This is a genomic window from Pseudomonas fluorescens, from assembly GCF_000967965.1.
GTDB classification, from domain to species: Bacteria; Pseudomonadota; Gammaproteobacteria; order Pseudomonadales; family Pseudomonadaceae; genus Aquipseudomonas; species Aquipseudomonas grandcourensis.
This window is the reverse complement of sequence record NZ_LACC01000012.1, coordinates 328,553-349,256: the sequence shown is the minus strand read 5'-3', so window position 1 is coordinate 349,256 and position 20,704 is coordinate 328,553. Positions and strand designations below refer to the sequence as shown.

19 protein-coding genes are annotated in these 20,704 nt (G+C 61.4%); 9 read left to right on the top strand and 10 right to left on the bottom strand.

The genetic code is table 11. The annotated features are described in order from the left end of the window. Positions 1–59: 59 nt before the first annotated feature. The 4 genes from VC35_RS11210 to VC35_RS11195 are packed head-to-tail and all read right to left on the bottom strand — an operon-like array spanning position 60 to position 2,351. Complete coding sequence (locus tag VC35_RS11210) at positions 60–623, bottom strand: DUF4136 domain-containing protein (protein WP_046039980.1); 564 nt, start codon at positions 621–623, stop codon at positions 60–62. Between the two features lie 55 nt (positions 624–678). Further along, positions 679–1,287 carry a DUF4136 domain-containing protein gene (locus VC35_RS11205; RefSeq protein ID WP_046039978.1) on the bottom strand — a complete coding sequence of 203 codons (609 nt, stop codon included), beginning with the start codon at positions 1,285–1,287 and terminating at the stop codon, positions 679–681. Positions 1,288–1,299: 12 nt separating this feature from the next. Further along, complete coding sequence (locus tag VC35_RS11200; RefSeq protein ID WP_046039975.1) at positions 1,300–2,049, bottom strand: methyltransferase domain-containing protein; 750 nt, start codon at positions 2,047–2,049, stop codon at positions 1,300–1,302. Then, complete coding sequence (locus VC35_RS11195) at positions 2,049–2,351, bottom strand: MazG-like family protein (RefSeq protein WP_046039974.1); 303 nt, start codon at positions 2,349–2,351, stop codon at positions 2,049–2,051. The genes VC35_RS11200 and VC35_RS11195 overlap by 1 nt, the downstream gene beginning before the upstream one ends. Before the next feature lie 156 nt (positions 2,352–2,507). Between VC35_RS11195 and VC35_RS11190 the strand changes: the two genes are divergently transcribed. Continuing rightward, a complete protein-coding gene (locus tag VC35_RS11190; protein ID WP_046039973.1) occupies positions 2,508–2,801 on the top strand; it encodes a hypothetical protein in 294 nt (97 codons plus the stop codon). Between the two features lie 89 nt (positions 2,802–2,890). Continuing rightward, the gene (locus tag VC35_RS11185) at positions 2,891–4,240 is read left to right on the top strand and encodes an MATE family efflux transporter (protein WP_046039972.1); all 1,350 of its coding nucleotides are present in this window, start codon (positions 2,891–2,893) and stop codon (positions 4,238–4,240) included. A 28-nt stretch (positions 4,241–4,268) separates the two neighbouring features. On the opposite strand, the gene VC35_RS11180 is transcribed toward VC35_RS11185, so the two are convergent. From VC35_RS11180 to VC35_RS11155, 6 genes are all read right to left on the bottom strand, one after another. Further along, positions 4,269–5,069: a DUF4123 domain-containing protein gene (locus tag VC35_RS11180; RefSeq protein WP_046039971.1), complete on the bottom strand. Its 801-nt coding sequence runs from the start codon at positions 5,067–5,069 to the stop codon at positions 4,269–4,271. Continuing rightward, positions 5,066–6,373 carry a type VI secretion system Vgr family protein gene (locus VC35_RS11175; protein WP_046039970.1) on the bottom strand — a complete coding sequence of 436 codons (1,308 nt, stop codon included), beginning with the start codon at positions 6,371–6,373 and terminating at the stop codon, positions 5,066–5,068. The genes VC35_RS11180 and VC35_RS11175 overlap by 4 nt, the downstream gene beginning before the upstream one ends. A gap of 233 nt (positions 6,374–6,606) precedes the next feature. Then, positions 6,607–8,520, bottom strand: coding sequence for an arginine decarboxylase (gene speA, locus VC35_RS11170; protein ID WP_046039969.1), 1,914 nt, complete (start codon positions 8,518–8,520; stop codon positions 6,607–6,609). Positions 8,521–8,739: 219 nt separating this feature from the next. Beyond that, complete coding sequence (locus VC35_RS11165) at positions 8,740–9,111, bottom strand: translation initiation factor Sui1 (RefSeq protein ID WP_008053936.1); 372 nt, start codon at positions 9,109–9,111, stop codon at positions 8,740–8,742. 189 nt (positions 9,112–9,300) lie between these two features. After that, complete coding sequence (locus tag VC35_RS11160; RefSeq protein WP_046039968.1) at positions 9,301–9,858, bottom strand: NUDIX hydrolase; 558 nt, start codon at positions 9,856–9,858, stop codon at positions 9,301–9,303. Between the two features lie 3 nt (positions 9,859–9,861). Further along, positions 9,862–10,929 carry a DUF2333 family protein gene (locus VC35_RS11155; protein ID WP_046039967.1) on the bottom strand — a complete coding sequence of 356 codons (1,068 nt, stop codon included), beginning with the start codon at positions 10,927–10,929 and terminating at the stop codon, positions 9,862–9,864. A 487-nt stretch (positions 10,930–11,416) separates the two neighbouring features. On the opposite strand from VC35_RS11155, the gene gcbA reads away from it, so the two are divergent. The 7 genes from gcbA (at position 11,417) to prmA (ending at position 20,684) form a co-directional block, all read left to right on the top strand. Then, positions 11,417–13,087, top strand: a complete 1,671-nt coding sequence (gene gcbA, locus VC35_RS11150) for a diguanylate cyclase GcbA (protein ID WP_046039966.1) — start codon at positions 11,417–11,419, stop codon at positions 13,085–13,087. A gap of 52 nt (positions 13,088–13,139) precedes the next feature. Next, the gene (locus tag VC35_RS11145; RefSeq protein WP_046039965.1) at positions 13,140–15,086 is read left to right on the top strand and encodes a methyl-accepting chemotaxis protein; all 1,947 of its coding nucleotides are present in this window, start codon (positions 13,140–13,142) and stop codon (positions 15,084–15,086) included. 188 nt (positions 15,087–15,274) lie between these two features. Beyond that, the gene (locus VC35_RS11140; RefSeq protein WP_046039964.1) at positions 15,275–17,029 is read left to right on the top strand and encodes a protein-disulfide reductase DsbD; all 1,755 of its coding nucleotides are present in this window, start codon (positions 15,275–15,277) and stop codon (positions 17,027–17,029) included. Positions 17,030–17,161: 132 nt separating this feature from the next. Continuing rightward, entirely contained in the window at positions 17,162–17,617 is a 456-nt protein-coding gene (aroQ, locus tag VC35_RS11135; protein ID WP_007971361.1) for a type II 3-dehydroquinate dehydratase, read from the top strand. A gap of 24 nt (positions 17,618–17,641) precedes the next feature. Then, on the top strand, positions 17,642–18,103 hold the full coding sequence (accB, locus tag VC35_RS11130; RefSeq protein ID WP_046039963.1) for an acetyl-CoA carboxylase biotin carboxyl carrier protein: 462 nt from the start codon (positions 17,642–17,644) through the stop codon (positions 18,101–18,103). A gap of 17 nt (positions 18,104–18,120) precedes the next feature. Next, on the top strand, positions 18,121–19,479 hold the full coding sequence (gene accC / locus VC35_RS11125; protein ID WP_046039962.1) for an acetyl-CoA carboxylase biotin carboxylase subunit: 1,359 nt from the start codon (positions 18,121–18,123) through the stop codon (positions 19,477–19,479). Between the two features lie 326 nt (positions 19,480–19,805). Beyond that, on the top strand, positions 19,806–20,684 hold the full coding sequence (gene prmA / locus VC35_RS11120; RefSeq protein WP_046039961.1) for a 50S ribosomal protein L11 methyltransferase: 879 nt from the start codon (positions 19,806–19,808) through the stop codon (positions 20,682–20,684). Positions 20,685–20,704: the final 20 nt, after the last annotated feature.

Here is a 20,704-nt window from a genome sequence, read left to right as displayed (position 1 = left end):
GCCTGGCGCACCAATAAAAAACCCCTGTGGGGGCACAGGGGTTGAGAGACTGGCTGATTCTAGGAGGCGTGCGGTGGATAGTTGGCCAATATCCGCGTGACCGTTTCCCAGATGGCATCGTGACGATCCGTCGGGTTTGGCGTGCGGCTGAGTATCTGTTCGTCACTGCCGCGCCACACCAGTTTGCCGTCCTTGCCATCGAGCAGGTCGATCTGGATGGTCGCCACTTTGTAACTGACGCTGCGGGTTTCGTTATACATGGGGGCGCCGTAGTAGCCATACCACGGGTTACCCCAGCCGCCGCCGTAATTGGTGGTCACCTGTTGTTGCCGCTCTTCGACAACCAGGTAGGTCTGCACATTCAGATCGCCCTTGGCGCCTGCGGCGGCCGGGCGCAAACCGCGCTGATCCAGTTGATCGGCGACCGCCTGACGGATGCGCTGTTCGGTCAGGTCGCTCTTGATCCGTGGATCGTCGGGACGGTATTGCAGGGCGGGTTCTTTCCAGGTCCAGCTGCGATAGGCAGCAAAGTCGCGGCTGGCGTCGAAGTCATGATTGACCTGGTTGGCCGCACAGGCACTGAGCAGCGCGGCCACTGCCAGTAAAACAAAACGGCGGAACATGATGATTCTCCGGTTGAAGACATGATCCTGTGGAATGCTTCTTATCTACAAGAAGCTAACTAGGAGGATACGCCGACATTGCCTTTTCCACAGCCTTCCGTATGGCATCGGCCCGCTCGCTTTCGCTGCCCCGGTTGCCCGTTTCAGCGCTGGCGCTCCACACCGGCTGGCCGCTCTTGGCGTCATACATATCCACCTGAACCACTACGACTTGCTCCTGATAGGTACGAACGACCGGTACGGTGGCGTACCCGCCATATCCAGGGCCGTAGCCGTTGTAGCCACCATAACCGCCGCCGTAATAATCGTCCTGAACCTGACGCAAGCGGGTTTCCATCCGCAGGTCGGCGCTGACAAACAGGTCGGCCGGGCGATTGTCGTGCAGCGGGCGCAAGCCGCGTTGATCCAGCGCATTGCTGACCGCTTCGGCGATCTGCGCCGAGTCGGCCCAGGCGGTGCCCGGTGGCAGATGCCCGTCGAGCCAGGCCCAACTGCGGTAGCGCCCATAGTCACGCGGCGCTGCCGGGTAAGCGCTGCGGTCAAAGGTCTTGGCGGCCTGGGGCGGCGCTGGTGGCAAAGGGTTGGACGTGGCGACATAGGGGTTGCTGCCCTGACAGGCAGCCAGCCCCAGGCAGAACACCAGTACACCTGAATGACTTTTCATTGCGTGCTCCGATCAGACAGGCCGACAGATCCAGTGCAAATAACGCCCAAGCCCGGCAAAGCTCGGATGACGACGGTGGGCCAGCTCCATTTCCAGCAGGTCTGCCAGCTCGACGCGAGCCTGGAACTCCACTGGCATGTAATCGTGAAAAACCCGCACGCCACTCATGGTTTCGACCTGCCACAGACCTTCAAGTTGCGTCGCCAGCTCGCGCGGATCAAGGGGCTGTTGCGGGGTCAGGCTCTGCTTTTCGCCGGCCATGTCGTTCTTGCGCATCTTGCGGAAATGGCCCTTGAGCAAGTTGCGATAAATCAGCGCATCGCGGTTGTAGAACGCCAGGGACAGCCAGCCGTCCGCCTTGGTCAGTTGATGCAACACCGGCAGGATGGCGTGGGGGTCGGCCAGCCATTCCAGCACGGCGTGGCACAGCACCAGGTCGTAGGGCTCGGTGAGCTGCCCCAGCAGCTCCTGCCACGGTGCCTGAATGAACGTGGCGTTCTGCCCGGCTTCGGCAAAGCGCTGGCGGGCGCCTTCGAGCATCGGCTCGGCAGGCTCGGCGAGAGTCACCTGATGGCCGCGCTGGGCCAGCCACAACGACATGTGGCCAAGGCCGGCGCCGATGTCCAGCACGCGCAGCGGCCGGTCGGGCAGGATTTCGGTCAGATCGGCCTGCAACACCGCCAGACGGATCGCGCCTTTGGCACCGCCGTAGATTTTTTCGGCGAAACGGGTCGCCAGTTGATCGAAATGACGGTCGCTCATCAGCTGAACCTCCGTTCGCTGTCCGCCAGTTTGCTGCGCACTACTGCTTCCATGTCCAGGCCCAGCTCGCTGCACAACAGCAACAGATAAAGCACGATGTCACCGACTTCCTGCCCGGCGTGGGCGAGTTTTTCCGCCGGCAACTGGCGGGACTGGTCTTCGGACAGCCACTGGAAAATTTCCACCAGCTCGGACATTTCCACGCTCGCGGCCATGGCCAGGTTTTTCGGGCTGTGAAATTGCCGCCAGTCATTGCGGTCACGGATGGCGTGCAGGCGTTCGGTCAGTTCAACAAGGTTCATCGGGCTCTCCTGAAGGCGTATAGCTTCGGGGGGATCACAGGTGAAGGCAAGGGGCAGAAGATGCATGCTCTGTGTGCAACCCTCTATGCTTGTGGGAACTCGGCAGCGTGATCAATAGCCCAAGACTCAATTCTCTTTAATCAGGACGTTCATTCCATGCAGGTAGAAGGTTTTTCCGAATGGCTCGGCCAGGTACTCGGCTCGATCATCCGTTTCATCGTTGATGGCCTCAGCGGGCTGTTCAATCTGTTGGGCAACGCCAGCAGCAACTTTGTCGAAGGCCTGTCCCAGGCGCTGGGCATGGATACCTCGGTCATCAGTATCGTGACCTTGATCCTCGGGCTGGTCCTGCTGTGGTCGGCGATCCGCGCCTTTCTCAATGCGTCGTTCATCATGGGTTTCATCTGGTTGGTGCTGGGGCTTTGGTTACTCAGCTGGATCATCCACTGACACCACATTGGATCTCTGGTGTTTTATGGATTGAGCTCACTTAGCCAATCCGTTTTCACCGCTACAATGCCTGCTCCCAAGGAGCCTGCATGTCCAACCTGACCGCCGACTGGCGCGACCGCCCTACCCATCGCCGGGTCTGGGCACTCGCTGCGCCGATGATTCTTTCGAACATTTCCGTACCGCTGGTGGCATTGGTCGACAGCACCGTCATCGGTCACCTGCCCCACGCCCATCAACTCGGCGCCGTAGCGGTCGGGGCCAGCCTGTACACCTTCCTTGCCTGGGCCATGGGCTTTCTGCGCATGGGCTCCACCGGGTTCGCCGCCCAGGCAGCGGGGCGCGGGGATGGCGCGGCCTTGCGGCAGATTCTGTTGCAAGGCCTACTGCTCGCCATGGGCCTGGCTGTGGTGTTGGGGGCGGTGGGCGTGCCATTGAGTGGGGTCGCATTGCACTTCATGCAACCGTCCGCTGAGCTCGATCAACTGACCCGCGAGTTCTTCCACACCCGCCTGTTCGGCCTGCCAGCGGCGCTCGCCAGCTATGCACTGGTCGGCTGGTTTCTCGGCACCCAGAATGCCCGGGCGCCCCTGGCGATTTTGCTGAGCACCAATCTGGTCAACATTGCCCTGAACCTGTGGTTCGTCCTCGGCCTGGAATGGGGCGTCGTCGGTGCAGCCAGGGCCTCGGTGATTGCCGAATGGACCGGTGCACTGATCGGCTTGCTGATGACCCGCAAAGCCCTGCGCGCCTACCCCGGGCATATCGCTTGGGCAGCATTGGCGCTGTGGCAGAGTTGGCGGCCACTGCTGGCGGTCAACCGCGACATCTTCATCCGCAGCCTGGCGCTGCAATCGGTGTTCTTCCTGATCACGGTGCAAGGCGCACGGCTGGGCGATGCCACGGTTGCGGCCAACGCTCTTTTGCTCAATGGCCTGCTGCTGACCGCCCACGCCCTCGATGGCCTGGCCCACGCCGTCGAAGCCCTGTGCGGACATGCCCTTGGCGCCCGTGACCGCGATGCCCTGCGCCGTTCATTGGTGGTGGCCGGTGGCTGGTCGTTGCTGGCAAGCCTGGGCTTTGCCGCGCTGTTTCTGTTCGCCGGGCATCTGTTCATCGAGATGCAGACCGACATTCAGAGTGTGCGTGACACCGCGTTCATCTACCTGCCCTATCTCGCCGTACTGCCGCTGATTGCCGTCTGGAGTTACCTGCTCGACGGCCTGTTCATCGGCGCCACCCGCGCCCGGGAAATGCGCAACGGCATGCTGCTGACCGTGGCACTGGTGCTGCCCTTCGGCTGGGTACTGCAAGGCGGGGGCAACCATGGCCTGTGGATAACCTTTCTGTTGTTCATGCTGCTGCGCAGTCTGACCCTCGGTGTGATCGCCTGGCGCCTGCGCCGCAACGATGGCTGGTTCGTCGGTAGCACTCACTGAACGGGCGTAGCCCCGACAATATTCGACCTCATGTCCAGGGTCGATCGTTCTGCCACAGGCGACGCAGGCTATCGAGTCGCTCCTGTTGAGTCCCACCCGGCAGCGGCTGCACGGGCACGGCGTCGGGATACTGCAGGCGTAGCCATATCCAGCCATCAAGCACCGGGCGCTCGCTGAAACCCAGCGCCAGCCCTTCCTCCACATAGGTCCACAGACGGGGAAAGTCGACACCGGTGGATCGGTTCCAACGCCAGGCATGCTGTTCCAGCAGGCAGGTTTGCAATTTTCCCTGCTGCCCGGCGCTGAGGCTTTCCTCGACTGCCAACGTTCTGACCGCCAACCCCGGGTTGGACAAGCGCTGCCAGCCCTCACATCCCATCGCACGGTCGGCCCAACTGCCGCCGAACCAGCGTAACTGGTGGATAGGCCCTAGCCAGCGACTCAGTTCAACGGCATCGCAGGCATCGAAAAAATAACTGGCCGTAGTTGGGTTGTAGTAACTCAAAAGGGCCCGGTGCAGGCCCAGCGTGACCGTGAGCATGCGCCGCAATTGTGCCAGCAACGACGCAGCGCCGGCCTCGCTGGTCATCAGCAATCCGGGCCAGCGTTGTCCGTCAACGATGCATAAATCGGCCAGTGCCGGGCAGGTGCGCAGATCGACCAGGACCGGCCCCTGTTCGTGCAGAGCATGCCACTCCGTGCCGTCGAACAACCCGAACCATCGGGTCTGGGCAAACATCTGCCGAAGATTGACACCCGCCTGTGGCGTGCCCGGCACATCCAGCAACAGCCATTGCGGGGGTACCTCAGGCGTGCGTGTGGCGATCATGCTCCAGAGCTCTGGCCAAGCTGCGTCGCCAGACGACAGGTGCACAAAGCCTGTGCGCAATGGTTGAAGCTGCCGCCACCGGGTAGCAGGCACAACATCAGCAATGGCTCCCCCGAGCGCAACCATTGTTCCAGGCCCTCTTCATGGGCGCAGGTGGGCTGGGGTGTATCCTCGATCATTGCCGGTGCATGCAGCAACCCGGTTATCTGCGGTTGATCGGGATCGCCCTCGACAAAACTCACGACCAGCTCAGTCCCTTCCCGCAATGGCGAGAGCGTCGAGGCCTGCAACTGCCTGGCCAGGGGCAGCCAGCAATGACTAGGCGCAGCCCCTTCGCCTTGATAAAGCCAGTCGAATTGCACCGGTACCGGCCTTGCCGGGTCGGGGCCTGGCTCATCGACCTCGACGACCCACGCCCGTTGCGGGCCATGCATCCTTGGTTTGACCGTCGCACAGGGCGGCTCGATGGGTGCCGGCCAGTGCAGGGCACGGGCCTGATTGTGGTAAGGCTTCATCGTATCCTGGCTGCCCCAATGCTCAACGCGTGTCAGCAGCCAGAGCCGATTGCAATCGGCAACCGGATGACCGGACAGCGGCATCAGCCGACCGCTGCGCAAGGTCGCCAGGTCCGTCCGGCATTCGGCGCTCTGCACCGCTGTCCCACCGCTGCACTGACGTTCGAACTGCCGCACCGCCGGCCGATCGCCTCCGCTGCGCACGACCGCAGGTTCGCCGGTTGGAAAATGCTGCCGGTCATCCCCAAACACCACACAGTGCCCGCGGGCCCGGTGTTCGAAGTGGTAGTGAAGCCCTTCCTGGGCGCACAGTCGCTGGAGAAATTGCAGGTCTGACTCTCGATATTGCGTGCAAAAATCCCGGGGCAGGTATTCGCCGCTTAGCTCCAGACGTCGATCCTTGCCGGTAATGCCGTGCTCCTTGAGCACCTGGTCGAGGATTTGCGGCACTGAGCGGGCACTGAAGATTCGTTGGCTGAAGCGCTGGGCCAGACAAGCCAGCCTTGGCCCCAGTCGCACCTGGCAGAGTCTGGGTCCGCTGGCGTGGTCGTGCTGGACGAGCTCATGCAATTGTCCATGCACGCGGCTTCCGGCTGGTCCGAAATGCAACGAGGCCGGGCGGTACAGCAAACTGGCAAGGTCAAGCACCGGGTCTTCGATCAGCAGTTCCAGGTCGAACGCGAACGGCTCGCTGATGGCTTCTCTGCCGGTAAAGGCCAGAACCTCTAAGGAATCGGGCAGACCTGCTACATCCAGACGAAATGAAGGTTCGCTGACTGGATTGAACATCGGCGTTTCTCTACAGGAGGGGCGGCCGGGGATTCTCGCTGAGAGACATGGCCGAGTAGAGTGCCGAAATACAAATTAGGAAATAACCTACGCGAAAAGAGGACCAAATGCGCTGAGTTGTCGAAGATGCTGGAAATTTCGCCTGGAACAGGAGAATTGCCGCACCAGGTCATCTGAAATTTCCGCAGCGAACGGAAATTTTTCAGACAACCTGATGTGTGCGGCGCCTTACCTCAAGAAGACAGGTAAGACGAACGGGTCAGCCCCAGACGCAAGGCATCGAGGAACTGCGTGCGCTCGGTTGCGCTGATACGGGCATTGGCGCACTTGTCGCGGTAGTGAGTCATCAGTTCTTCCGGCGACAAGTGCACGTAGCGCAGCATGTCTTCGATGGTGTCGTGGGTTTCGATACCGGCGTGGTACACGCTGCCGTCGGCGTTCTGGTAGATGTTCACCGAGTCGGTATCACCGAACAGGTTGTGCATGTCGCCAAGAATTTCCTGGTAGGCACCGACCAGGAACACACCCAGCAAGTAGTCTTCACCTGCGTTCAGCGCGTGCACCGGCAAGCTGGTCTCGATGCTCTGCTCGTCGACGTACTGGTTGATCTTGCCGTCGGAGTCACAGGTCAGGTCTTGCAGTACCGCACGACGCAGCGGCTCTTCGTCGAGACGGTGCAGCGGGATGATCGGCAGGACCTGGTCGATGGCCCAGGTGTCCGGCAGGCTCTGGAACACCGAGAAGTTGCAGATGTACTTGTCGGCCAGCTTGTCGTTGAGTTCGTCCAGCACCTGACGGTGGGAACGCTGGCGGGCCTTCAACGAATTGTGCAGGCGACGGCACACGGCGAAGTAGCACTGCTCGGCCAAGGCTTTCTCGGCCAGGGTCAGCTTGCCGTCGGCGTACTGGGAGGCAATATCACTCATGTAGTGCGTGGCGCGCCAGTAGGTTTCGGTGACCATCTCGATGTCGGTCGGACCCAGCAGGTCCACCAGCCACTGCACGGTTTCCGGCAGCGCTTCCTTGTTCTCGATCTGCGGCACGTCGTCGTTGTGTTTCTCGACGTCGGTCACCTGGATCACCAGCATGGCGTGGTGCGCGGTCAGGGAGCGGCCGCTTTCGGAGAAGATGTTCGGGTGCGGCAGGCTCTGCGCATCGCAGAACTCCTTGAGCATCCCGACCACGACGCCCGCGTAGTCGTCCATGTCGTAGTTGATCGAACTGGCGTTACGCGAGTGTGTGCCGTCGTAGTCCACGCCCAGGCCACCGCCGACGTCGATGTGGTCCACCGGCAGGCCGAGGTTGCGCAACTCGCCGTAGTAACGGATCGCTTCCTTGAAACCGTGCTGGTAGTCCGCCAGGTTGGCGATCTGCGAACCCATGTGGAAGTGCAGTAGGCGAATGCCCTGGTCCAGGCCGGCTGCGCGGAAACGCTCGACCACCGACAGCAGTTGCGCCGCCGACAGGCCGAACTTGGATTTCTCGCCGCCGGTGTCCGCCCACTTGCTCGAGGCCAGGGATGACAGGCGCACGCGCAGGCCGACCTGAGGCTTGACCTTGAGCGAGTTGGCTTCTTCGATCACCAGGCCGACTTCGGATTCTTTCTCGATCACGATGAACACGTTGTGACCGAGCTTCTGGCCCATCAACGCCAGGCGAATGAATTCGCGGTCCTTGTAGCCGTTGCAGACGATGGTGCCGCCCTTCGGCGCCAGTGCCAGCACTGCCAGCAGTTCAGGCTTGGACCCGGCTTCCAGGCCGATGGAAACGTTCTGGGTGGCGATGATGTTCTCGATCACCGCTTCCTGCTGGTTCACCTTGATCGGGTACAGCGCGGTGTACTTGCTCTGGTATTCCAGGCGCTCGATGTTCGAATCGAACGCGCCGGTCAGCTGACGCACGCGGTCTTGCAGGATGTCCGGGAAACGGACCAGCAACGGCAAGGACAGGCCGCTTTTGCGCAGCTGGTCGACTTGCTCGTACAGGTCGATAGGCGAGCTGCTCGGACCGTTCGGACGAACTTCGACGCGACCGGCGTCATTGATCGCGAAATACCCGGCCCCCCAATGGCGAATCCCGTAAACACTGCGGCTGTCCGCAACTGTCCATTGGCTGCCATCGTCTTTGCGTGTGCGTCGTACGGACATCGAAGTCCCCTATAAAGAAGTCATAGTGCGTCGCCTGGGTTCAGGCCGGCGCAGTCTAAAGAATGAAAATGACGGTTCGTCAACGAGGCAATAGACCCCGCCGACCGCAGTGAGTTTAGAAACCGGTCATGAACAGGCTCTGTGAAAACCATGTAGACGATGCCGGACCTGAATGTCATCAGGACCGGATCAAGCCGAGGGTGGTTTTCACAGAGGCTGCTAGCCGCCGGACTTCTTCGCCTTGAAACCGAGCTTGATCAGTTCTGCCAAGAGTAGCTCGACATGATCACCCTGGATTTCGATGACACCGTCTTTCAGCGCCCCACCGGTACCGCAACGTTTCTTCAACGTCGTGGCCAGGTCCTTGAGCGCGTCTTCAGCCAATGGCACGCCGGTGATGGTGGTCACCGTCTTGCCGCCACGGCCCTTGCTTTCGCGACGCACGCGAGCGATGCCGTCGCCGGCCGGGATAACGGTCTGTTTGCAGATGCAGGCGTCCACCGGTTTACTGCATTCCGGGCAATGACGACCTGCGTCGGTGGAAAATACCAGGCCGCCCAGGGCGGCGAAGGATGCGGCTTTTTTGGCCACCGGCAATCCTCTTCGGAGGACAAAGACTGGTCGCAGCACTTGGGAAGGCTATCGACCGCGAAGCCCCACTCAGGCAGGGGCAGCGCTACTGAACCGGATGCCCTACAAAAAGGAGCGCCGGTTCAGTTTAAAAAGGTCGCGCAGTGTAACGGCAAAAACGCCGATTGCTAAGAGCCAATCGGCGCCAATTTATAGCTGTTTTGCGACGTCGATCCGGCGTGAGCGCAAATAGCGCTTCAACGCGGCCAGAGAGTCCGGGCAATAAGGCTTTTGCTCGATTTCCAGCATGACCTGATCGATGGGGATAAAGCGCGCTTCGAGCACCTCTTCCGGTTGCAGGATCAACGGGCCGTCCCACACCGCCGAGAACGCCGAACACCACAGGCGATTGCCGGTGTCCTCGAAGAAAAAGTGGTCATGGGCGGTCAGCTCCACGCCACTCACGCCCAGTTCTTCCTCCAGCTCCCTTGCCGCCGACTCGGCGTAGGTTTCACTGGCGAGCACCATGCCCCCCGCCGCCACGTCCCAGTAACCGGGATAGATCGCCTTGCTCAGGGTGCGCCGGTGCACGCACAGTTCGCCAGCGGAGTTGAACAACATAATGTAGGTGCCGCGCCCGATCAGCCCGCGCTCGCGCAAATCGGAACGGACCAGGGCGCCGAGCAGGTTGTCCTGCTCGTCGACCCAGGCGATCTGTTCGGCATCGGAGGCCGCACGATGCGCAGCCTCCCTTGCATTATCGACCATGACTCAGCCCTGATTGAGCAATTGACGCAAATCGATCACCGCGGCGTTGGCCCGGGAAATGTAGTTGGCCATGACCAACGAGTGGTTCGCCAGTACGCCGAAGCCGCTGCCGTTGAGGATCATCGGGCTCCACACCGGCTCCTGCGACGCTTCCAGTTCACGAATGATCTGGCGCACGCTGACCGTGGCGTTCTTCTTGGCCAGCACATCGGCGAAATCGACTTCGATGGCGCGCAGCAAGTGCGACAAGGCCCAGGCCTGGCCGCGAGCCTCGTAGAACACGTTGTCGATCTGCAGCCATGGAGTTTCGACGATTTCCTCATCGACTTGCGGCGCCACACCCGGCGTCACCACCTCGGTCTTCAGCGCAGTGTTGAGCTTGACCCGGCCGACACTGGCCGACAGCCGTTGCGACAGCGAGCCGAGACGGGTGCCGACGTCACCCAGCCAGTTGTTCAGGTTGTCGGCGCGGGCATAGAACAACGCGCTCTTCTGGTTCGGATCGGACAGGCGCGCCTGATAGCGGCTCAGGGAATTGATGCCTTCCTGGTACTCGGACTCACTGGACGGCAGCACCCAGCTCTTGTTGTCGAAGTTGAAACGCGGCTCGGCCTTGGCCAGGTCGGCATCTTCGGCGGACTGCGACTGCGAACGGGCGAAGTCTTTACGCAGTGCGCGGCTCAGGTCGCGGACCTGCACCAGCACGCCATATTCCCAGCTCGGCATGTTGTCCATCCACAGGCCTGGCGGGAATCGGTCGTTGGAGATATAGCCGCCCGGCTTGGTCAACAAGGTGCCAGCGACGGTCTTGAGGGTTTCCACCGTGGTGTAGCCGACAACCATCTGCTTGCCTTCTTTCTCGGCCGCCAGTTGAGCGGTTTGCTGGACCGGGAACAGCGCCGGCTCCTGGCTCCAGTACCAGCCCAGGACACTCGCCACCAACAGGTAGATGCCCAGCAGAGTGGCCAGCGCCCGGCTGAACAACAGACCGCCCAGATAACTGCGGGTCTCCGACTTCGGTTCAGCGGCACGTTCAGGCGCACTGTCTGTGCGGTTCTTCCAGTCCAGCATGGCGATATCCTTTCAAGCTCTTGAGTTCAACGGTTCGACCACAACCATACAACAACGTGCCTTGGCCCGGCACCCGCCATCGCACCGATGCGGAAAATTACCGGGCTTGCGAATCAAACGAGTGCCTGTGCACCCGACGACGCCGCGGCCATCGAAATCCACCCCTAATGGTTTGGATTGCCAGGCTAAGGGAATCCCCGACCCCCTGAAACCCAAAAAAACGTGCCGATCAGCACCGGCAAAAAATCATGAATGGCCGGTTGTCAGCCACTTGCCCATTTCCACCTCATACCCGCCAAGTGCCCTGATTCAAGCACTTCGCCCCCTGTAAACCGCGACTAGAAAGGCTCGAACAAGACCGTTCAGTCACAAACTGAATGAAGTCACATTGCAGATTATTGACGTACAGCACTCATGCAATGGAAAAGTGGTGCTAGCATAGAGCCACCACTCGACCTCAGTGTGCACCCTAACTAGTAGTCAGGATATGACCGAGCCAGAAGACCCCAGCCGCGAGCGCCTCAAGCACCACTTTGCCCAGCGGGTAATTCATCAGGCTCGTCAGATTCTTGAGATATGGCAGCGCCTGCAACGCAGTGAGTGGTCCACCGCCGACCTTTCGGAACTGAGCGAGGCCAATCTGCGCCTGCTGCGTTTCGCCGAGCGTTTCGAACAACCGGAACACACGCAACTGGCACGCCACATCGGTCAGTCCCTGGAGGCGGTCGACGCCAATCGTGGACGCCTGAGCAGCGGCCTGATCACCGACCTCAATCGCTTGATGCAGCGCCTGTCACGCACTGGCCTGCGCCATGGCGACCAACTCGATCAAACCTTCCTGCCACCGCTGCGCAAGCCCATCTACGTGATGCTGCAGGATCACGACCGTGCCGAGCGTCTGGCTAAGCAGCTGGAGTTCTTCGGCCTCAGCGCCCAGTCCCTGGACAGCGTAGATGCGTTTCGCTCATCGATGGTCGAGCGCCTGCCGGCCGCGATTGTCATGGACGTGGATTTCAGTGGCACCGGCGTCGGCCTGAAGCTGGCTGCCGAAGCCCAGGAAGGCCTCGATCATCAGCTGCCGCTGCTGTTCTTCAGCCTGCACGAAACCGATACCCCGACCCGCCTGGCCGCCGTGCGTGCCGGTGGCCAGGAGTTCCTTACCGGCACCCTCGAAGCGTCGAGCCTGCTGGAGAAGATCGAAGTCCTGACCTGCGTCGCCCAGTACGAGCCTTATAAAGTGCTGATCATCGACGACTCCCGCGCGCAGGCCCTGCATACCGAGCGCCTGCTCAACAGCGCCGGGATCGTCACCCGGACCTTGATCGAGCCGATCCAGGCCATGGCCGAACTGGCGGACTTCCAGCCGGACCTGATCATCCTCGACATGTACATGCCGGCCTGCACCGGTACGGAACTGGCCAAGGTGATTCGCCATAACGACCGTTACGTCAGCGTACCGATCATTTACTTGTCGGCCGAAGACGACCTGGACAAGCAACTCGACGCCATGAGCGAAGGCGGCGATGACTTCCTGACCAAACCGATCAAGCCCCGACACCTGATCACCACCGTGCGCAACCGCGCAGCGCGAGCACGCAACCTCAAGGCACGGATGGTCCGCGACAGCCTCACTGGGCTGTACAACCACACGCACATTCTGCAATTGCTCGAAGACTGCTCGTTCCGCGCCCGCCGCGAAAGCAAGCCGCTGAGCTTTGCCATGCTCGACATCGACCACTTCAAACGGGTCAATGACAGCCACGGCCACCCCATGGGCGACCGGGTGATCAAGAGCCTGGCGCTGTTTCTCAAGCAACGCCTGCGCAAAACCGACTTCATCGGCCGCTACGGTGGTGAGGAATTCGCCATCGTCATGCCGGACACCGATATCGACGCGGCCTACAACGTGCTCAATGAAATCCGTCAGCGCTTTGCCGAGATTCACTATCCTGCGCAACCCGAGGATCTGTGGTGCACCTTCAGCGCCGGAGTGGTTGAGCTTTGCGAAAGCTCCGACAGCCTGATGATGGCCAGCCAGGCGGACGAAGCGCTGTATCGCGCCAAACACGGCGGACGCAATCGCGTCCAGGCTGCGCGGACGTCAAAGCAAAGTGCCACTTTTTTATCGGAATCGACCGATACGGTCATAACCCTGTAACAGAAACGCAATAACTTCAGGCACTTACCATTTCTGCCGTTGGTAGTCCGTAATGCGCCTGAAGCTGCTGACCAATCTCAATACCCTCCTTCTGGTGGCCGTGTGCGTGGCCCTCGGCGCTACGCTGTGGTGGTCCCAAAAAGCCCTCGAGCGTCCGTATCTATTAATGGAGCGCTACCTGGGCCTGTCGCAGCAGTTTCAGAATGACGTCGCCCGCAGCGTCGAGGATTACCTGGGCAGCGGCGACGCGCTACGCTTGAGCAGTGCCGCCCAAGGCATCGACAGCCTGAAAAAAGAACTCGACGAATTGCCGCCGGCCCTGGCCGAGACATTGCGCCCCAGCCTGTCGACCCTTGAAGAATTCAGCAAAACCGACCTGCTGGCCGCCGGCAAACTGGCGGGCGATCCGCAGGCCTTGCTGCTACAGGCCGAGCGCGAGCTGGGGGCCAGTCTCGATCAGCTCAGCCAGTACGCCAGTGGCAATGCGGCCTACCTGACGCCGCTGCTCACGGCATCGCAACATTTGGGGAAATTGTCCCTGGCCCGGGACAAACTGGTCAGCAGCGGCCGCAGTGAACTGGCCGCCGATGTCGAACGCGAAGTGGCCAACATCCGCACCCAGGCAGAGAAACTCGACGCCCTGCCTTTGCTGGGCGTAACCACCAGCAGCGAATCGATCACCGATGATTTCGCCTCGATGATGGGCCTTGAGACAAAGGAAAAAGCCGTTGCCGAAGATGCCGGCGTCGGCCTCAAGCGCGAGTTCAACAGCCTGCTCACCCGCTACCCGGCCGAGCTCTCGCGCACTCGCGATCAGATCCGCAAACGCGCCGACCTCAGCGCGGCGACCCACCTGAAAATCGCCGACGTGCAACAGGCCATTGCCGGGCTGGAACCGGTAGTGCGCGCCCAGCACGGGCAGATCCAGAGTGAAGTGCGGCTGATGCAAGGCGTGATGATCGGCTTGATTCTGTTGATCGCCCTGCTGATCGACACCCTGCAGCGCAAACTGGCGCGGACCCTGACCAACCTCGCCCCGGCCCTCTCGACCTGGGCCGAAGGCGACTTCAGTCGCGACATTCAACTGGGCAACACCAACCGCGAATTGCATGACATTGAAGCCTCGCTCAACCGCTTGCGCGCCTATCTGGTGGACCTGGTGGGGACCATTCGCCGCAATGCCGAGCAGGTGGCCGGCAGCAGCCGCACCCTGGCCGACCTGAGCAACGACCTGCATGAAGGCGCCGAGCATCAGGCCGGCGACACGGCACTGATCCGCGACTCCCTCAGCGAACTGGAAGCGACCATTCAACAAGTCGCCGGCGACGCCAGCCAGGCCGCCGACGCCAGCCGCCACGCCGGCCTGGCCGTGGAGCACGGACAGAAAGTCATCGGCCTGAGCCTCACCGGCCTGCATGCGCTGGTGGATGAAGTGCAAGGCAATGCGCAAATGATCGAACACCTGGCCGAAGAGTCGGCCACCATCGGCGGCGTGTTGACGGTGATCCGATCGATTGCCGACCAAACCAACCTGCTGGCCTTGAACGCCGCCATCGAGGCGGCCCGGGCCGGGGAAATGGGCCGAGGCTTTGCAGTGGTGGCCGAAGAGGTGCGCTCACTGGCGCAACGTACCGCCGGGGCCACGGCAGAAATCCAGACGCTGATCGCAGGGCTGCAAACCGCGGCTCGGCAATCGGTGGAAGGCATGCGCGCCCAGGTCGAACACGCCGAAGCCACGGCCAGCCAGGCACAGGCAGCCGATGGTGCGCTGGATAAAATCGTCGGGGCGATCCGGACAATTTCCGACACGGCGGTACGTATCGCCGATGTCACCGCCCAGCAAAGCGGCGCTGTCAGCGAAATCCGTGACCACAGCGAGAGGATTCACCAGTTGGGTGGGGATAACCTGCTGCGCATTGGCGAAGGGCGTGAGCAAGGGGAGAACTTGCTGGTGCTGGGTGGGCGACTGCACACCGCCGTTCAAGCCTTTCGCGTCTGATCCACCGCTATCGCGGGCAAGCCCGCTCCCACAGGGTAGGGAGTGTTCACAGATCTTGTGAGCACCATCAATACTTGTGGGAGCGGGCTTGCCCGCGATGACGTCAGATCAATCACCACACATCCTTGGCTCTGCACACTGCACTGCCGTCCGCTATCATCCCCCCAATTCCGATACGCGAGATCGTCATGCGCCGTTTGCTTTGCCTGCTATTTTTAGTGTTCGCCCTGCCGGCCAGCGCCACTGGCTTGCTGGAAAACCGACCCAGCTCAAGCCTGGGCTCGATCAACAACAGCGCCGACTTCCTGCCGGTGCGCGAAGCTTTCCAGCTGAGCCTGGTAGACAGCACACCGCAATCGATCAAGCTGCGTTTCGTCGCCACCGAAGGTTATTACCTCTACCGCCACCGCTTTCAATTTCGCGCCGATCCGGCCGATGTTGTCCTCGGCGCGGCGAAACTGCCTGACGGCCAGAAAAAGCACGATGAATACTTCGGCGATGTCGAGGTCTACCACGGCATTCTCGACGTCGAGTTGCCGCGCACCGACCAACGCGCGTTCACCCTGGCCGTGACCTATCAGGGATGCGCCGACAAAGGCCTGTGCTATCCGCCGGAAACCGAGCGCCTGAGCATCGACGGCATCGACGGTAGCGGCGCTCCGGCGACGGCTTATCCATGGAACTGGCGCGAACTGGCGTTGTTCTTCCTCGCGGGCCTGGGCCTGACGTTCACGCCATGCGTGCTGCCTATGCTGCCGATCCTGTCCGGCGTGGTGCTGCGCGGTCAGGTCGGTGGCTGGCGCGGTTTCAATCTGTCGCTGGCCTATGTGCTGCCGATGGCCGCCTGCTTTGCCCTGCTCGGAGCCCTGATGGGCCTGTTCGGTGCCCAGCTCAATCTACAGGCGCGACTGCAATCGGCCTGGGTGCTGGTGCCGTTCGCGATGTTTTTCGCCGTGTTTGCCTTGGCGATGTTCGGCGTCTTCGAACTCAAGTTGCCGCATGCCATCAGCAGTCGCCTGGACCGCATCGCCGGCCGCACCGAAGGCGGGTCACTGTGGGGCGCCGCGGTGTTGGGCGTGGTCTCCAGCTTGCTGGTTTCACCCTGCGTTTCGGCGCCATTGGCCGGGGCGCTGCTGTACATCAGCGCCAGTGGCGATGCGCTGGGCGGCGGTTTGAAACTGTTCATGCTCGGCCTCGGCATGGGCGCACCGCTGTTGCTGGTGGCCACCGGTGGCGCAGCCTGGCTGCCGAAAAGCGGTCCGTGGCTGGTGTACGTGAAAAACGCGATTGGTGTGTTGTTGCTCGGGTTGGCCGTCGGCCTGCTCAGCCGCGTTCTGCCGGGTCAGGTCACCTTGTTGCTGATCGGCTTGCTGGCCGGCGGTGTCGGCTTGTTCATGGGGGCGCTGGAGTTCGTCTATAAACCACCGCGCAAACGCCTGGGCCAATTGCTCGGCATGTTCCTGCTGTTTTACGCGCTGGCCTGCTGGTACGGCGCCTTCAGCGGCCAGACCGACCCGTTCAACCCGATCGGCCAGCCCCGTATCGTTGCCAACAGCGGCCCCGCGCCAAACACCAGCACCTGGCAAACCGTGAGCACGCCGGCCGATCTGGACCGCGCACTCGCCGACGCACGCTCATCCGGCACACCGCTGCTGCTCGACTGGTACGCCGACTGGTGCATCAGTTGCAAAGTCATCGAGCATGAGGTGCTGGACGACCCTGTCGTCATCGAACGCCTCAAGGGCTACCGGCTGATCCGCTTCGACATCACCGCCAGCAACGCCGAGCAACGCGCCCTGCTCGACCGCTACCAGTTGTTCGGTCCTCCGGCGCTGATGTTTTTCGGCAAGGACGGTGTCGAACGCGCCGAAGTGAGGGTGATCGGCGAGATCAACGCCAAAGACTTCGCCGAACGTGTAACCAGGGCGAATGACCATATTTAATCAAGCAGTCATATATTTCGCGCAAACATCGGTCATCGTGCTGGCTATTGCAGAGAACTGGACAGTCATAAAGGCTTTGCGGCATAGTCGCCGGGTTCTGACAATTGCTCACAGATAACATAGGAACCGCCGATGGCGACGCTACTCGTTCTGCACGGACCCAACCTGAACCTGCTCGGCACTCGTGAACCGGGCACCTACGGCGCCACGACGCTGGCGCAGATCAACCAGGACCTGGAACGCCGTGCCCGCGAAGCCGGTCACCATTTGCTGCACCTGCAAAGCAACGCCGAGTACGAATTGATCGACCGCATCCACGCTGCCCGCAGCGAAGGCGTGGACTTCATTTTGATCAACCCAGCAGCTTTTACACATACAAGTGTCGCATTACGTGACGCGCTGCTGGCGGTGAGCATCCCATTCATCGAAGTGCATTTGTCTAACGTGCACAAACGCGAACCTTTCCGCCATCACTCTTACTTCTCCGACGTAGCGGTGGGAGTGATCTGCGGCCTTGGCGCCAGCGGTTATCGACTGGCCCTGGAGGCCGCCCTGGAACAGCTTGAACAACAAGTTAACCGCCCCTGACCGACCCTTGGGAGTTGATGATTCATGGATATCCGTAAAGTTAAGAAACTGATCGAATTGCTGGAAGAGTCCGGCATCGACGAGCTCGAGATCAAGGAAGGCGAAGAGTCCGTACGCATCAGCCGTCATAGCAAGACCCCGGCTCAGCAGTACTACGCGCCAGCTCCAATGCATGCTCCGGTTGCCGCGCCTGTCGCTGCCGCCGCTCCGGCTGCTGCTGCACCTGCTGCTGCCGCCGCGCCAGCACTGAACGGCACCGTTGCCCGTTCGCCGATGGTCGGTACTTTCTATCGCAAGTCTTCGCCAAGCTCGCCGTCCTTCGTGGAAGTCGGCCAGACCGTGAAGAAAGGCGACACCCTGTGCATCGTTGAAGCCATGAAGATGATGAACCACATCGAAGCTGAAACCAGCGGTGTGATCGAATCCATCCTCGTCGAAGACGGCCAGCCGGTTGAGTACGACCAACCGCTGTTCACCATCGTTTGAACCGCGGAGAGCCTTTGATGACTGCGAAGTTGGAAAAAGTTCTGATCGCCAACCGCGGTGAGATCGCCCTGCGGATCCTGCGCGCCTGCAAAGAGATGGGCATCAAGACCGTCGCCGTTTACTCCAAGGCTGACAAGGAACTGATGCACCTGGGCCTGGCAGACGAATCCGTCTGCATCGGTCCGGCATCGGCCGCCCACTCCTACCTGCACATTCCGGCAATCATTGCTGCGGCCGAAGTGACTGGCGCCACCGCCATTCACCCGGGCTACGGCTTCCTTGCGGAAAACGCCGACTTCGCCGAACAGGTCGAGAACTCCGGCTTCGCGTTCATTGGCCCGAAAGCCGAAACCATTCGCCTGATGGGCGACAAGGTATCGGCCAAGCACGCCATGATCGCCGCCGGCGTTCCGACTGTTCCGGGCTCTGACGGCCCGCTGCCGGAAGACGAAGAAACCGCTCTGCGCATTGGTCGCGAAGTCGGTTACCCGGTGATCATCAAGGCCGCTGGCGGCGGCGGTGGTCGCGGCATGCGCGTTGTGCATAAAGAAGAAGACCTGATTTCCTCGGCCAAACTGACCCGCTCCGAAGCTGGCGCGGCGTTCGGCAACCCGATGGTCTATCTGGAAAAATTCCTGACCAACCCACGCCACGTGGAAGTTCAGGTACTTTCCGATGGCCAGGGCCACGCTATCCATCTGGGCGACCGCGACTGCTCGCTGCAACGTCGTCACCAGAAGGTTCTCGAAGAAGCGCCGGCACCGGGCATCGACGAGAACGCACGTGAGGAAGTACTCGCACGCTGCGTCAAGGCTTGCATCGATATCGGTTACCGTGGCGCAGGCACTTTCGAGTTCCTGTACGAAAACGGTCACTTCTACTTCATCGAGATGAACACTCGTGTCCAGGTAGAGCACCCGGTTTCGGAAATGGTCACCGGCATCGACATCGTCAAGGAGATGCTCAGCATCGCCGCCGGCAACAAGCTGTCGTTCACCCAGGATGACGTGGTCATCCGCGGTCACGCGCTGGAATGCCGGATCAACGCCGAAGACCCGAAAACCTTCATGCCGAGCCCGGGCACGGTCAAGCATTTCCACGCCCCAGGCGGCAACGGCGTTCGCGTCGACTCGCACCTGTACAGTGGTTATGCCGTTCCGCCGAACTACGATTCGTTGATCGGCAAGCTGATCACCTACGGCGCAACTCGCGACGAAGCCATGGCGCGCATGCGCAATGCGCTGGACGAGATCGTGGTCGACGGGATCAAGACCAACATCCCGCTGCACCGCGACCTGACCCGCGATGAAGGCTTCTGCAAAGGGGGCGTGAACATTCACTACCTCGAGCACAAGCTGGCTGGCGAGAAGCACTAAGCTTCGACCCCATCGACAAAGCCGCCTTCGGGCGGCTTTGTTGTATCTGGACATTACTGCGCACCGTATCTCTGTGGCGAGGGAGCTTGCTCCCGCTCGGTTGCACAGCAACCGCAAAACCATCAAGCCGGGCCAGACCAGACAGAACCGTGCCTGCCGTTTTGGGACCGCTTCGCGCTCCAGCGGGAGCAAGCTCCCTCGCCACAGGTCTTTCGTTCACACCTGAACTCTACCAACCCGGTCGTCATCTGCCCCGCGCTCGCGTAAACTTGCGTCCTTCTCGCAGCCCACCAGGCTGCAATCAATATTTTTCAAAGGTGCCCGCCATGCCTTGGCTGCAAGTACGTCTCGCCATCAGCCCAGAACAAGCCGAAACCTATGAAGACGCTTTCCTTGAAGTGGGCGCCGTGTCGGTGACCTTCATGGACGCCGAAGATCAGCCGATCTTCGAGCCGGAACTCAACACCACGCCGCTGTGGTCCCACACGCACCTGCTGGCCCTGTTCGAAGGCGGCACCGAGCCAGGCCCGGTACTGGCCCATCTGGAACTGCTGACCGGCAGCCCGCTGCCCGAGCACCACAGCGAAGTGATCGAAGACCAGGACTGGGAGCGCAGCTGGATGGATGGTTTCCAGCCAATGCAATTCGGCCAGCGCCTGTGGATCGTGCCGAGCTGGCACGCCGCACCAGAACCTGACGCGGTGAACCTGCTGCTGGATCCGGGCCTGGCGTTCGGCACCGGCACCCACCCGACCACCGCACTGTGCCTGGAATGGCTCGACGGTCAGGACCTGAAAGACTGCAACGTGCTGGACTTCGGCTGCGGCTCGGGGATTCTGGCGATCGCCGCCCTGTTGCTGGGCGCCAAAGAGGCCGTGGGCACCGATATCGACGTGCAGGCGCTGGAAGCCTCCCGCGACAACGCCGGGCGCAACGGTATCGCCGATGAACTGTTCCCATTGTATTTGCCGGAAGACCTGCCGCAGGTGCAGGCCGACGTGCTGGTGGCCAACATTCTTGCCGGCCCTCTGGTGTCCCTGGCGCCACAGCTGTCCGGCCTGGTCAAGTCGGGCGGTCGCCTGGCGCTGTCGGGCATCCTCGCCGAACAGGGTGACGAAGTCGCTGCCGCCTACGCCAAGGACTTCGATCTGGATCCGATCGCCAATCGCGATGGCTGGGTGCGCATCACTGGCCGTCGGCGCTAGAATGATTGCCTGCATAATCC